This window comes from Chondrinema litorale, from assembly GCF_026250525.1.
Taxonomy (GTDB): Bacteria; Bacteroidota; Bacteroidia; order Cytophagales; family Flammeovirgaceae; genus Chondrinema; species Chondrinema litorale.
Map to the genome: position 1 here is coordinate 2506976 of NZ_CP111043.1, position 15525 is coordinate 2522500.

The 15525-nt window shown below is 32.8% G+C and carries 7 protein-coding genes (1 of these 7 running past the window's edge); 4 read left to right on the forward strand and 3 right to left on the reverse strand.

Going from position 1 to position 15525, the window contains the following annotated elements; translation table 11 throughout:
- Positions 1–250: 250 nt before the first annotated feature.
- Positions 251–5563 (forward strand): lamin tail domain-containing protein, encoded by a 5313-nt coding sequence (locus OQ292_RS10450; RefSeq protein WP_284682075.1) that lies wholly within the window; start codon positions 251–253, stop codon positions 5561–5563.
- On the opposite strand, the gene OQ292_RS10455 is transcribed toward OQ292_RS10450, so the two are convergent.
- A complete protein-coding gene (locus OQ292_RS10455) occupies positions 5560–6069 on the reverse strand; it encodes an O-acetyl-ADP-ribose deacetylase (protein ID WP_284682076.1) in 510 nt (169 codons plus the stop codon). The genes OQ292_RS10450 and OQ292_RS10455 overlap by 4 nt on opposite strands.
- A gap of 236 nt (positions 6070–6305) precedes the next feature.
- Between OQ292_RS10455 and OQ292_RS10460 the strand changes: the two genes are divergently transcribed.
- Together OQ292_RS10460 and OQ292_RS10465 are read left to right on the forward strand one after the other, a co-directional pair.
- Complete coding sequence (locus tag OQ292_RS10460; protein ID WP_284682077.1) at positions 6306–11867, forward strand: leucine-rich repeat domain-containing protein; 5562 nt, start codon at positions 6306–6308, stop codon at positions 11865–11867.
- A 51-nt stretch (positions 11868–11918) separates the two neighbouring features.
- Positions 11919–13028, forward strand: a complete 1110-nt coding sequence (locus tag OQ292_RS10465) for a PorP/SprF family type IX secretion system membrane protein (protein ID WP_284682078.1) — start codon at positions 11919–11921, stop codon at positions 13026–13028.
- A gap of 39 nt (positions 13029–13067) precedes the next feature.
- On the opposite strand, the gene OQ292_RS10470 is transcribed toward OQ292_RS10465, so the two are convergent.
- Together OQ292_RS10470 and OQ292_RS10475 are read right to left on the reverse strand one after the other, a co-directional pair.
- Positions 13068–13646, reverse strand: coding sequence for a ClpP family protease (locus tag OQ292_RS10470; RefSeq protein WP_284682079.1), 579 nt, complete (start codon positions 13644–13646; stop codon positions 13068–13070).
- A 140-nt stretch (positions 13647–13786) separates the two neighbouring features.
- Positions 13787–14932, reverse strand: a complete 1146-nt coding sequence (locus OQ292_RS10475) for a TRAP transporter substrate-binding protein (RefSeq protein WP_284682080.1) — start codon at positions 14930–14932, stop codon at positions 13787–13789.
- Positions 14933–15121: 189 nt separating this feature from the next.
- On the opposite strand from OQ292_RS10475, the gene OQ292_RS10480 reads away from it, so the two are divergent.
- On the forward strand, positions 15122–15525 hold the 5' portion of the coding sequence (locus OQ292_RS10480) for a sensor histidine kinase (protein ID WP_284682081.1). It continues 970 nt past the right edge of the window; 404 of the gene's 1374 nt are visible here — the first part of the coding sequence; its start codon is at positions 15122–15124; its stop codon lies off the right edge, out of view.

A 15525-nucleotide genomic window follows, 5' to 3' on the forward strand; every position in this document is an offset into this window, starting at 1 on the left:
ATTGACTTCTATTAATTCAACATCCTCTCTATAAAATTACATTTAGTTTTACTTCTCGTAATTATCTTCAAAAGAAGCATATTTTTTTTGATAAAACCTTAACAAAATCGCGTATGTGATCTTTAAGTGATACCATTATGGTGGCATCTTTTTAATCACTTTGCCTATGAGAATATTTTTATGCTTCATTCTTACTTGCAAGGTTTTTTACTGTTTCTCACAGTTCTCCGATAACTTTAACAGGTCATCTTTGGAGGCAGGAGAATTAATATGGGTTATAGGTAAAAGCGCTGGTGTTACAGGAAGTTATCTAATAAATAATCAGGAGTTACAAGCAGAATTTGATAATGGCTCTGGAACCAGAGAAGCTTGGATAAGTACAGTTATACCAATTACAGAACAGGTATATATTTTTGAGTGGCAATTCAAAGTGAAGTTGGATTTTGGGAGTTTGTCTTCTTCTCTTTCTCAGAAAAACAAAAGTAGGATTTATCTGATTAGCCAAAATCAAGATTTAAACTCTGAGCCAAATGGCTATTTTTTAGAGCTTAAACCAGTGGCTAATCAAGATAGCATGAGTTGCCAATTTTATTATACTGTAAGAGGAGAAGAGATTTTATTGAGTGATGAAGAAGTAGCTTTAAGTACTCCAACTTATGACTTCGCTTATGTAAAAGTAAAGAGAAAAAAAGGTGGTAACTGGGAAGTTTGGGTAAATGGCAACTTGCAAGAAAAAATTCAAAATTCACTTTACTTGGTTGATGGTTACTTTGGTGCTAAAGTATATTTTTCCTCAGCAGCCAGAGAAGACAAGTTCTTTTTTGACGACTTTTCTATCTTAAAATATCCATATATTGATTCACTGACAGTAGTTGACAACAAACACATTCAACTAACATTTTCAGTCCCTGTTGATGCAGAAATCACCAATGAGCTTAGTAATTATAAGTTAAATAATTCTATAACTCCAGTAAGTGTACAAGTTGAAGACGATCAAGTAATTTTAGCGTTCGAAACTCCATTTGATGAAGGTTTTAGTAACAATTTGTACATCGCGAGTTTGTCAGATACAGAAGGAAATGTAGTGCCAGCCACAGATAGTTTATCAATCAGTTTTACATATAATGCACCTGATGTCTATGCGCCACAAATTGTGAATGTAAAAGGTTTGCAAGACAGTTTAATTATCATTCAGTTTGATGAAGAGATCAAAGTAGAATCAATATTGAATGAAAGTTTCAAGCTGTTTCCTGCGAAACAAAACCCTCTGGAAATAATACCAGATACGGCAAATAGCTATGTTTTAAAGTTTGCAGAATTATTTCAAATAGGTTCTATATACGAGTTAGCTGTAACAGAGCTGAGTGATAATTTGGGGAATACCATTGAAGATACACTGTTTAAAACCTTCACTTTTCAAGATAGAATCCCACCAATACCAAATGAAATAAGTCTAATCAATAGCAATACTTTAACAGTGTTTTTTTCAGAAGAATTAGATTCTATTTCAGCTACTGAGGTTTCAAATTACACTTTTTCAAATAATATACATCCAGAAATGGCAATTCTAGAAAATGGCAAAAATGTAAGGCTGTTTTATGCAAATGCTTTTACAGAAAATACAGAGTTAATCTTGAAAGTTGAATTGGTTAAAGATGTATCTCAAAATGAAATGATCGAATCGTGGCAAACAAGTTTTGTGTATGATACAGAGAAACCAAATGTGGCTACGAGTGGAAGTGTTTTTCCTGTTTCAGATACTATACTCAAAGTGATTTTCACAGAAGATATTGACTCTGTCTCTGCTAAAATTGTAAATAATTACTTGTTGAGGTCTTCTAAAGCAGATGTTTTTCCAGTTGATATTTCTATTGATTCTACTGACGGAAGTATAGTTTATTTGCTGTTTAAAACTCCCTTCGATTCGGAAACTGAATATGATATGAGGATTTCTGATGTGGCTGATAAATCTGGTAACCAAATGAACACCCGAACCAGAAGCTTTTATTTTGATGCTCGGCCTCCTTTTATTACTGATTACAGATTATTTCTTGGTAATAAAATCCAACTCAGATTTAATGAAATACCATTAATCAATACATCAGAAGATTCTCTAAAGTTTGAGGTTGGAGATACTCATCCTTATCAAATCGAGCAGTTAATAGCAGATAGGAAGTTTGTTAACTTATACTTTGATTCACTGCCCAAAAGTGTATCAACCGCATTAATAGTTACAGCCATTGAAGATTATCAAGGTAATAAAATGAATTTCGCTGACACTATTCTGCTAAATACACTAAGCCCTGAAATTACTCAAATAAATACCTTGTCTTCAAAAAAAATTGAAATAGAGTTTTCGATGCAGTTGGATTCTTTTCGAAGATTGTCACCTCAAAACTTTGTAATTAATGATAGTATTTACCCTGAAACTGTTGAGGTATTAGAAAATAAAGCTTTCCTTTTCTTTAATTCTGCCTTTAAAAATGAAGAGGTGTATCAATTAAAAGTATTAGATATAAAATCTCAAGTAGAGACAAGCAGTAAAAATTTAATCGACACATTTTCATATTTCTATCCGATAGTTTCTGCTAATATTAAAGATAATTATCAAATAGAACTTGTGTATCGTGAGTCTTTATTGGCCGATTCTTTAAAGCTAGAAATGTTTAGTTTGGATGATATTTTACATCCTGCAAAAGTATTTGTAGATGAAGAAAAACCGAATACAGTTACGCTACTTTTTGATCAAGTTTTTTTAGCAAATAGTGCATATCATCTTCAAGTTGAATTTTTGTATCAGCAAAATTTTAACATTGCGCCTGCAGTGAAACTCTCTTTAGAGAAAGACGAATCTCCACCAGAAATTTTGAATGCAAAGTTTCAATCGAAAAATGAAGTTAAAGTTTATTTTTCAGAGAAGCTCTTAGCATCAAATGCTTTGGCATTGAACCATTATGAATTAGCCTTAGATGGTGTTAAGATTTATCCAATTGAAATAGAAGTAATTGACGATAGTATTGCCCATCTAATTTTTAATGGCTTTTTCGAAGCAGAAACAACTTATAAACTGACTGTAAGAAATATTAGTGATCTGATTCAAAATCGTTTGCTTAGCGAAAGTATCAATCTTACTTTTCCTGCTGTTCCAAAGAAAGGGGGGATTATAATTAATGAGATTCTTGCTGATCCAACACCATTTGTAAGCTTGCCAGAAGCCGAGTTTGTTGAAATTGTGAATGTGTCTGACAAAACTCAAAACTTGTTGCACGTCAAATTAAAAGATGGAACAGGAGAGTTTTTACTTGGTGAGCGAATTCTTCATCCTAATGAAATTCTGATTCTTTGTCTTGAAAATTTTGCTAAGAAATTTGAGGTATATGGGAATGTACAAGCTTTGAAATCTTTCCCTTCAATAACAAACTCAGGAGAAATGCTAAGCTTGGTAAATAGCAATAATGAGGTGATTGACGAAGTACATTTTGATGATAGTTGGTATTCTGATTCAAATAAGAAAAATGGAGGTTGGAGTTTAGAAAGGATTTTACCTTTTTATGATTGTAAGGAAACAGATAATTGGCGAGCTTCTATTTCTGCAACTGGTGGGAGTCCAGGAAAAGCTAATTCTGTGAAAAATACTATTCCAGATAGCTTGTTACCAATTATTAGTTTAACGAATCAGATATCATCAAACGAGGTTTTAATAGGCTTTAATGAAGAAATGGATACTATCCTTTCCTCAATTTCAGGAAAGTTGTTATTGAATAGGAGTGATAGCTTGGTGAAATCTTTCAATTGGTTGAGCGAAGATTCTTTGATTATTTCATATTCTAAACAATTTGAAGCAGGTGTTTTATATCAGCTAGAAGTTTCTGGAATGGCTGATTGTGCAGGAAACATTATGGAAAGTAAATCGATAGTTTTTGGTAATGGAAGAAAGCCAAACTATAACGAGTTGATTATTACAGAGATAATGGCTGATCCAGAACCTGCAGTTGGTTTGCCTGAATACGAATATTTGGAAATCTACAATACAACTGATTTTTTAATTGATTTGAGCGGTTGTGTTTTGTCAGATGCAACTACTTCAACAGTTCTTTCAGGCTATATTCAACCGAACGAATTTAAGTTACTTTGTTCATCTGTTGCTGCTTCTAGTTTTAAGTCAGAAGCATTGGTGGTTAATAACTTTCCATCGCTTAATAATTCGGGAGAAAGGCTTTCTATTAGAAATGATAAAGACGAAATAGTTTATACTGTTAACTATAATGACGATTGGTATAAAGAAACCAATAAACGTGATGGTGGGTACTCCTTGGAAATGATTGATATAGCTTTTCCATGTGGTGATGAAGAAAATTGGACTGCATCTGTAAATGTTGGAGGAGGAACTCCGGGTTATCAAAATTCTATTCAAAATACAATTACTGACCATATTCCTCCAGAAATTGAGCAGGTCTATTTATTAGACTCTCTACATATTAGCATTCACTTTAATGAAAAAATGGATAGTGTCTCGTTAATTAATGCGATTTACCAAATCTCGCCATTTGTAGAAATAGAAAGCGTAACTGTAACAAGTAGTTTTGATTTTAAAGAAGTAACTCTAAGCTTAACACAGCAATTATCAGTTGGACAGTTTTATCAGGTTTCTGTGAAAAATATGCAAGATTGTTCAGGAAATACTGCTGCTAATTTTTCAAGTAAAGAATTAATAATTCCAGAAAAAGCAGATATATCTGATGTTTTACTCAGTGAGATTTTATTTAATCCACCTGTTAACGGAGTTGATTTTGTCGAGCTTTATAATAACTCAGAAAAATTTATTGATCTGGCAAATTGGCAGTTAGCAAATGGAAAAGGAGAGGTGAAAACTATTACAGATCAAGTATTCATTAAACCTTATAGTTTCCTTGTGCTTACAGAAGATATAGCTAGTCTAAAAACAATGTACGCATCAGTAGCTGATTCATTATTGAAAGAGATGGAAGTGCCCTCATTTAATGATGATGAAGGAGTGGTTTATTTACTAAATGAGGAGAACGATACATTGCAAACTTTCCATTATAGTGAAAGTATGCATAATGAACTATTAAACGATTACGAAGGAGTTTCTTTGGAAAGGGTTGATTATAATATTGATGTTAATAACTCTGATAATTGGCATTCAGGTGCGCAGTCTGTAGGTTTTGCTACTCCCGGAAAAGTTAATTCGCAGTGGGTTGGAAACAGAGAAATCTCCCAGAATGAATGTTTTTATATTGAACCAATAGTGTTTTCTCCGGATTTAGATGGTGTAGACGATTTTGCCAGATTATATTACGATTGCCAAAGGCAAGGAACAATATCTAACATTTGGATTTATGATGCGAATGGAAGAATGATTCGACATTTGGTAAAGAATGAAAGCATTGCCACCAATGGCTTTTTTCAATGGGATGGTACAAAAGAAAATGGAGAAAAAGCTCCAATTGGATATTACTTAATTAAAATTGAAGCTTTTGATTTAGATGGAAATAAATACACTCCAAAGCCAATAAAGCTAGTACTTGCTGGCAAGTTTTAAGGAATTAGAGCTTTATACAAAGCAAAGTTTTCTTCATCAAAACAAACAAAGATTATTTCTTCAATTTCAGAGTTAGCTTGTAAATATTTGCTTACCGTTTTAACTGCTATTTCTGCAGCAGGCTGTTTGGGGTAACCATATATTCCAGTTGAGATGTTGGGGAATGCCACGGTTTTTATTTGATGTTCTTTACAGATATCGAGACTTTTGGTGTAACAACTTTCAAGAAGTTGAGCTTCATTTTTATTTCCACCTTGCCAAACAGGCCCAACAGTGTGTATAACATATTTAGCAGGCAGTTTTCCACCAGTTGTAATTACAGCTTCGCCAGTATTACATCCACCTTGTCGATTTCTGATTTTTACACACTCTTCTAAAATCTGACTACCACCAGCTCGATGTATTGCGCCATCAACGCCTCCTCCGCCTAGTAGAGAGCTATTTGCTGCATTAACTACAGCATCAACTATAACTTTTGTGATATCTCCTTGTTGTACCTGTATCATTTGTTAACAATTAATAATGTGAATAATAAAAAAAAACTGCTAATTTTCATCTTCGTAAGCTATGAATATATCATACCACTATGAAAACGGGCGATGTATTCTGCTCAAAACACCAAACGGTTTTGTACATGGGGCTCTAACAACCAACTCTAAACCGTATAATCCATACCTATCACGACTTACTTTATCAGGTTTAGTTAATAGATCTAAAGCATTAGTTATAATTTTTTTTGATTATGAATAGGAAGAAAAACTACTCGCTATTCCAGTTTTTGGGCTTACTAATATTTTTTACTCAGGTTTTCAGCTTGAATGATGTTCATGGGCAGAGTTGTGACCCTGAAAATGATAAACAAGTTTTATTAGATTTATTAGTTGCAGGTTGGAAAGTAGACAATAGTTGGAGTGCATCTAATATTGATAACTATGCATCTTGGACAGGAGTTAAAACTTGGCGTGAGCATGAAAGTAATAGCAATTATGGTAGTTGTATATATGAGCTAATGCTATCTAAGGCTGAAAGTAAAGGAAGTATTCCTGAGAGTATCGGTAAATTTAGTTTTCTTAGAATATTATGGCTGAACGATAATAATTTAACTGGCAACTTCCCTTCTCAAATTTTAAATTTAACGGATCTCACAAACTTATATATTCAAGGAAATAGCTTTAGTCCTTCTTCATTTAATGGGTTTGAAAAACTTACGAATCTGCAAGTATTTGGATTTGATAATAATACCTATCCTTTTAGTGATGGATATTTTCCTTCTTTGAGTAAGCTTACAGATCTTGCTACTTTTTTTATAAGAGATCACGCATTTGAAAATGTACCGATAACTGCTTCAAATAACTTGCTTAGTTTAGGCTTTTCTGGTAATTATTTTACATTCGAAGATTTATTACCATTTGCAAGTAATTCAAACCTTTCAAGTTTTTTCTTTTATCCTCAAAGAAAATTTAATGTTCCGAATACATCTGTTACTGCAAATGAAGGCGAAGATGTTACTATTAATTTAGGTATAGATGCTAATGTAAATAGTAATACTTATGCTTGGTATAAAGATGGTAAATTATTAACAACTACAAGTATAAATAGTCTCACCATTAAAAATGTTACAATTAGTGAGCATAGCGGTACTTATTATTGTATAGTTTCTAATGATGATTTTGATAAGTATACAGTTGGATTTATTAGAAATGGGAATAATGATAGTGAACTTAGAATACAAAGTGAAGATATAACTTTAGATATTAATGCAAGGCAAGAAAATGAATGTGTTACTCGTGGTAGAATTGCTTTAAAAGCTTTTTATAATGCATTAAATGGAGGTAGTTGGAGCAGTAATGATAATTGGAATGATGATACAAAAGCATTAAGTGAATGGTATGGGGTTACAACTGATGATAATGGTTGCGTTATAAAAATTGAATTATCAGAAAATAACCTTTCTGGGCAAATACCTTCTGAAATTGGAAGTCTAACTGAGCTTGAGTCTTTAGTGTTGGAAGTGAATAATATTAGTAGTCCATTACCAAGTTCTTTGTCTAAGCTAATAAATCTTAAAATATTAAAGCTTAGTAATAATAAGTTAGGTGGCACACTGGATGATCATAAAGTAGTTTTTAATATTTCTTCTTTAGAGGAACTTCTATTGTATACTAATGGAATTAGTGGAAGTATTCCATCTGAAATTGGAAACTTGACAAACCTTGAATTTTTAAGTTTAGGTGATAATAACCTATCAGGTAATTTACCGGATGCATTTTATAATTTAAGACTTGTTTCTAGACTACATGTGAATAAAAATCAACTAACAGGTGGGATTTCATCAAATATTAAAAATTTAAATAAATTAAATCACTTAAGAATTGAGCATAATAATTTTGATGCGCAGCTCCCTGTTGAGCTAGGTAATATTTCATCATTAAAGCACTTATGGTTTGAGGAAAATGAATTTACTTTTGATGACTTAATACCTATATTAAGTTATAATAATCTACAAAACCTCGAAACACTTCAATATTCTCAACAAGGAAACTTCACAACTTCAACACCATATACAGGAACAGAAGGGGAATCACTAACTGTTAAATCAGGTTTTGGAGATTCTGAAGCATCCAATTTATACTCTTGGTATAAGGAGGGAGAAAATACTCCTGTATTTGAATCTAACTCAAAAGATTGGACGCTTGACCCACTAACTTTAGCTGATGCAGGTAAATATAGGGTAGAGGTAACCAATCCAACTTTTGAAAAAGCAGTTAGTAGATTTAAGCAAGAGCCACTAGTAATTCCTAGTAATAATTTTGAGATTGTTGTAAATGAAAGACGTGATAACCCACCTACAGATATTCTTTTAAGTGATAATGTAATAACAAGTTTATTTCCTGGTGAAGTTGGAGAATTATCCACAGTAGATGCAGATAATCCAGATGACTCACATACTTATGAGCTAACAGACAATTGTGAAGGGAATAACAATAATATTTATTTTTCAATTGAAGGGAATAAGCTGTATTTGAAGGCTACACCTTTAACATTGAATTTTCTTTCTCAAAATGTTTGTATTACTACTACTGATAATACAGGAAATACTTATAGTAAGTTATTTGAGATTTCATTTAACATTCTAAATAATGCTCCAACGGATATAGAATTAAGTAATAATGAGGTTGATAGTGAAAACGCGACTTCTGGTTATACGATTGGTGAACTATCTACAGTGGATGCAGATAATCCTAACGATCAACATACTTACTCACTTACAGATAATTGTTCTTTAAATAATTCAGATAATAATCTCTTTACTATATCAGGTAATCAGCTACAGTTTAGTAATGCATATGAATATGATCCAGAAAAAACATCTTTTCAGATATGTGTAACTACCACAGACTCACAAGAAGCTACCTATAGTAAAGCATTTACAATTCGGATAAATATAACTAATAACCCACCAACGAATATTTTACTAAGCGAAAATGTAGTATCAAGTGAAGATGCATCATCGGGTTATACGATTGGTGAATTATCTACAGTGGATGCAGATAATCCTGATGATGAACATACTTATACACTGACAGATAATTGCTCTTTAAATTCTTCAGACAATAGTGTGTTTGCCATATCTGGTAATCAGTTGCAGTTTGCTAACAGTTATGTGTATGATGCAGAAAAAACATCTTTTGAGGTATGTGTAACTAGTACCGATAAAGCAGGGGAAAGATATAGTAAGACTTTTACTATTATAATAACCATCAATAACAATCTTCCAACAGATATTTTACTAAGTAATAGTGTAGTATCAAGTGAAGATGCATCATCGGGTTATACGATTGGTGAATTATCTACAGTGGATGAAGATAACCCAGACGATGAGCATACTTATACACTGACAGCTAATTGCTCTTTAGATAATTCTAATAACAATCTTTTTACTATTTCTGGTAATCAACTTCAGTTTAGTAATTCTTATAGTTATAGCCCAGACCAACTGATATTTGAAATTTGTTTAACATCTACAGATAAAGCTGGTGATAGCTATAGTAAAACATTTGAGATTACAGTTAGGCCAACAGTTGATGATTGTGTAGCAAATGATAAAGCTATTTTGCAGGCAATATATAATTCTTTAGGAGGAAATGCATGGCCAAATAGCACCGGTTGGAATTCTGAAGCATCTTTAGACCAATGGTACGGAGTAACCACAAATGATAATGGATGTGTAATAAAGCTGATATTAAATAACAATAATTTAAGTGGAACAATCCCTACTGAGATTGGCAACTTTTCTAATATTGTTGAGATAGATTTCGGTAAAAATAGCATTTCAGGTTCTGTGCCAGCAGCGTTTGGTAATCTTACAACACTGGAAATTCTTTGGTTGAATGAGAATGACCTAACTGGGCAAATTCCGGGAGGTTTCTTTGGTATGAGTAATCTCACAAACTTGTATTTGTTTAGTAATAATTTTACTCCACCAATGCCAAATCAATTAAATCAGCTAACTAAACTGAAAGTATTTGGCTTCGATAATAATACGACCAAGTTTGGCGATGACGATTTCCCATCAATAAACAATCTTACAGTATTAGAGAAATTTTATATTCAGAATCATGCATTTGAAGATGTGCCTGAAATTATAAATCCTGATTTATTAACAGAGTTAGGAATTGCAAACAACAAGCTTACCTTCGAAGATGTATTGCCATTTACATCATTAGGTTTAAGTATTTACAGTTATGCTCCACAAGACAGTGTAGGTGAGCAGGCTACTTATAATTTACAAAAAGGTGATGCCTTTACTTTTGACTTAGGCATTGATGAAAGTGTAACTACGAGCACTTACAAATGGTATAAAGATGGCGAACTTGTCGCAGAGACTAATGAGAATCAGTATACAATAGATGCAGTTACAGTTGATGATGCTGGAAATTATACTTGTATAGTTACCAACACAAATGCGGCTGACCTGACCTTATATTCCAGAACAGTTGCAGTTTATGTAAATGATACGGATTTGCCAGCTCCTGTATTAACTGCTGAGCTGGATGAAAATAATCCTGTAGAAAGAATTATATTGAATTGGACATATTCAAATGAATACACACCTGATAATTATATAATTGAAAAGTCGGTTGGAGATTCGACTAATTTCTCAGTATTAAATGATAGTTGGAATCAAAAAACTTATACTGATGGTAATGGCTTAGAGCCTGGGCAAACTTATTATTACAGAATTTTAGCTGTAGTTGATGGAGAGAAATCACCATATAGTAACATTGCTTATGTAACAACAAATAGTTTACCTACAATAGTGGATATAGATAAGACAGGTTCTAGTAATCTGGATTTACAATTTGCACTAGCTGATTTTACTGCTGCTTATAGTGATGTAGATAATGATCCTTTAGTAACCATTCAGATTTTAAGTTTGCCATCCGATGGACAACTAAAATTAGGATCAACAAATGTTGCTGTTGATGATGAAATAGATGCGAGTGAAATTAATAATCTAATTTTTGTTCCTGATACAGATTGGACTGGTACTACGAGTTTTTCTTATAATGCTTCAGATGGATACAATTATGCTGCTAATCCGGCCGATGTAAATATCACTATTCAGGAAGTTGACGATATAGATTTAATTGTAGAAAACCCAACAGTGGATGAAAATATAGTGGAAGCTGGAGGAAGTTTAAATCTAACTGTAAATGTAGCTGTAAAAGGAAGCAATACTTCTAATGCAACCGAATTTGTGTTTTTACTTTCAACAGATACATTGCCAGGTGGAGATATATTATTAGGTACAGAAAATATCGAGGCAACTGAGCCAGATTCAGATATTCCATTAAACATTTCTGTAACCCTACCAGAAGACTTAGAAGAAGGTACTTATTTTATTATCTATTATGTAGATGCTCAGCAAAAAGTAGCAGAAACTAATGAGCTTAACAACCTAAAATACATTCAAATAACAATAACAAATGGTGAAATTATCGAGGGGCCTCCGATCACTATTATGAATGTAATAACTCCAAATGCAGACGGCTTTAACGATCATCTTTACATCGAAAATATAGAATACTACCCAGATAATGAAGTGATTTTCCTTGACAGATGGGGTAATGAAATTCACAGAGCAATAGGCTATAACAATGATTGGGAGCCTGTAATTAATGAAGATGTAGCTGATTTTGGAAGTTATGTGTGTATTGTAACAATCAATGAAACTACTACAGGAGACTTTATTGGAACATTTAAAAGAATGGTATCTATCGTGAGAGATAGTAACCAATAATCAATAGTTGGATCGACTACATATTTTATAGGGAGCTATACATTTAACTATATGAAACTATTAAAAATTTTACTACTAACATTATTGGCGAATAGTCTTTACGCACAGGAGCTTCCTGTATTGGTACAAAAGTATACAGATGGTTTAGCTTATAACCCTTCAGTGGCTGGCTTGTATGGTAGTTCATACGATTTTGCCTATCAAAAAAAATGGTCTGGAGTAGGAGATCCTTATTCTTTAGGCTATTTAAGTATGCAAACTCCTTTGGTTGATGGAAGTATTGGTACAGCATTCAATGTATTCTACGAAAAAGTTAACCTGCTAAAAACTGTTGATTTGTCTGCTGCTTTCGCTTATCATTTTTTGATTGATAATGATAAAGTAGCTTCTTTCGGTTTAAATGTAGAATATGGAAATACCTCTTTAGATTTAGAAAATATAAATGTGAATGATGCGGTTGACCTAGACCCTGCACTTAATCAGTTTAATGGTGTGAGCAAACTGGATTTTGCTTTTGGTGCAAATTTTAGATCAAATTATTTTCAAGTAGGAGTTTCGGCAAATAGGCTACTAACATTATTAAAACCAGAAGAAAAGAAAAACCAAAACGATTTGGCTTTTCAAGAGTATTTTACTGGTTATGCAGCTGGGTTTGTTCCATTACAATCTGGTAGAGATTTGTTAGAGTTAAGAGCAAACTACAGAAGATTGTTAAACCAAGAAAATTTACTTGATATTGGAGCTTTCTATGAGTACAACCAGCAGTTTATGTTGGGGGCAACTTATAGAACTAATTCTTCTGTAAACGTTGCTGCTGCGATCACCTTTATGGAGAATTTTACATTTGGTTATGCAAGAGAAATAATTGTTGGAGAATTTTCTGGTCAGTTAGGTGCTTCAGATGAAATTACACTCAGGTATACTTTTGACCAAGTGCAAAGTATTTTGAATAATACTAGAGGAGGAACTGGTGGATTAGGTAGTATTGGAGGAAGTATTAACCGCTTAAATGTGAGAAAAGGAAAGTATAGTAATACAGGAAGGAAAAATTCTTACGGGCATTCAAGAAAAAAGAGCAAGGAGATAAAGAACTTTACAGGGGCTGGTTCTAAGAAGAGAAAGAAGAATAGAAGAAATAAAAAGTTCTTATGGATATTTTAAGTAAAGAAGCCACATATTAATATGTGGCTTCTTTTTGTTTTAGATTTTTTCTATTAATCCGTCTACAATTCCGTAATCAATAGATTCATCAGCATTCATCCAGAAGTCTCTGTCGAAATCTTTCATTACTTGGTCAAAAGTTTTTCCACAGTTTTCTGCTAAGATTCTCGCACCCATATCCTTCACCTTCTTGATCTCTTTTGCTTGGATCTCTAAGTCAGAAGCTCTTCCCTGCATACCACCAATACTTGGTTGGTGAATCATTACTCTACCACTTGGAAAAATAAATCTTTTTCCTTTTTCTCCTGCTGAAAGTAAAATTGAACCCATAGAAGCTGCTAGTCCCATACAAATAGTAGAAACTGGAGATGAGATTAGTTTCATGGTATCATGAATTACCATACCTGAGGTAACCACACCACCTGGACTGTTGATATAAAATTTTATTTCTTTACCCGGATCTTTAGATTCGAGATATAAAAGTCTGTTTACAATTCTTTCTGCTGATTCATCCATCACTGGTCCCCACAAAAAAATTTTTCTTTCATCAAGGAACTGATTGTCGAATTTGGCAAGGTTTCCTAAATTTTGAACTAATTCATCGCTATTAAATTCCATTGTAATTTATTTATAAATTTAAAATAGAAAATCTCCTAAAGTCAGTTTTGGCAATTTACCATTTATGAAATAAAACTCTATCAAAAAAATACGCAAAAAGTTATATGTCGCCATTTCCTGACAATTTGACACTAAATATACTACAGGTAAGGAATAATTGCTTGTTCTGATGTATCATTCCAGCTAACTATTTCTTTTTTGAATTTAGAAAAATTCTCAAAAACTTTCTTTGCAAATGCGTCTTTGCTGGTTATTTCGTCAATTACTTCTCCCGCATAATCTTTTAAAGTGAATAAAACTTCATCAGGAAATTTTTTAAGTTGCGCATCACTTTCATTAAGAATCTTCTGAAGATAAAAGTTATTCTTTGCTTCAAACTCAGAAAGAACCCAAAGATTATACTTTAAAGCGGTGTTTTCTACTATTAACTGAATATTCTTTGGTAATTCTTCAAAAGCAGATTTGTTTATAAAGAGTTCCATGCAAGAGCCTGGTTCGTGCCAGCCAGGGTAGTAATAATACTTAGCTACTTTGTGGAAACCCATTAGATAATCGTGGTATGGACCAATCCATTCAGTGGCATCAATTACACCTCTTTCTAGATTTGTATAAAGTTCTCCTGCGGCAATTGTAACTGCTGCAGTTCCGGCTCTTGAAATTACTTTACCACCAAGACCAGGAATTCTCATTTTTAATCCTTGTAAATCTTGAATAGTATTGATCTCCTTATTAAACCACCCACCCATTTGAACACCAGTGTTTCCACATGGGAAAGGTAATAGATTCACCTGTGCATATAATTCTTTCCAAAGTTTCCAGCCATCTCCATGCAGCATCCAAGAATTAATCTGCTGTGCATTCATTCCGAATGGTATAGTGCAAAAAAATACAGACGAAGGCATTTTTCCAGCCCAGTAATAAGAAGCCCCATGTCCCATTTGTGCCGCACCCTGAGTTACAGCATCAAAAACTTCGAGTGATGGAACTAACTCACCACCACCATATACTTTTATATTTAGCTGGCCATTAGTAATAATTTTTAATTCTTCAGCCATTTTTACAACAGCCTCACCAAGCACAGGGAAATTTGGAGGCCAAGTAGTAACACATCTCCAATTAAACTTTTTATTGGTAATGATATTAAAATCTGCTGGGGCATCTGAATTGTTATTGTTTTCAGATTTCATGCAACTGTTTGCAAGTCCACCAGTAAGAATTGCTCCTGTAATAGCAGAAGTATTTTTTATGAATGATCGTCTGTTTTCTTTGCCTGATGTTTTATCCATATCATTTTCATTCGAATTCAATTGCCAATATACCTGTTTTTTGCAACTGATATATCCTTGTATTATATAGTATGTACTCAGATTGTATTTTTATTAGCCGAAGTACTACCTATCATTTACACTATTATATATAATAGCACTATTATTTTGAGTCACTTTTCTCGCAACAGATTTTAGTATTGTAATTTAATGGAAAAGATAGTTTACAACTTTAACCTTAATGTACTCTCAAGATTAGTAGCTTTCGGATTTCTTATTTCTCTATTAACCTATATTCTAATAGAGAAGAGCTGGTATTTTACGCCACTATTCATTTCTATATTAATAGTAATAAATGTATGGAATCTTTTTTACTACTTAAATAAAAGTCATAGAGAACTAAAAGATTTTTTGGAATCTATAAGGCAAAGAGATTTTACGCATAATTACAAATCGTATAAAGGAGGAAGTTTAAAAAAAGAACTCAACCAAGCCTTTGATTCAGTGATTCAAGAATTTAAAAAAATCAGTATCGAAAAAGAGTTGCAATATCAGTATCTACAAACTATAAATGAACAAACAGGAGCAGGTATAATATGTATTAATAGTAGTGG

Bases quoted from the DNA above. Each gene is read 5' to 3' on its own strand.
- OQ292_RS10470 (WP_284682079.1), bottom strand. From the start codon at position 13,646: ATGGAATTTAATAGCGATGAATTAGTTCAAAATTTAGGAAACCTTGCC.
- OQ292_RS10460 (WP_284682077.1), top strand. From the start codon at position 6,306: ATGAATAGGAAGAAAAACTACTCGCTATTCCAGTTTTTGGGCTTACTA.
- OQ292_RS10465 (WP_284682078.1), top strand. From the start codon at position 11,919: ATGAAACTATTAAAAATTTTACTACTAACATTATTGGCGAATAGTCTT.
- OQ292_RS10475 (WP_284682080.1), bottom strand. From the start codon at position 14,932: ATGGATAAAACATCAGGCAAAGAAAACAGACGATCATTCATAAAAAAT.
- OQ292_RS10455 (WP_284682076.1), bottom strand. From the start codon at position 6,069: ATGATACAGGTACAACAAGGAGATATCACAAAAGTTATAGTTGATGCT.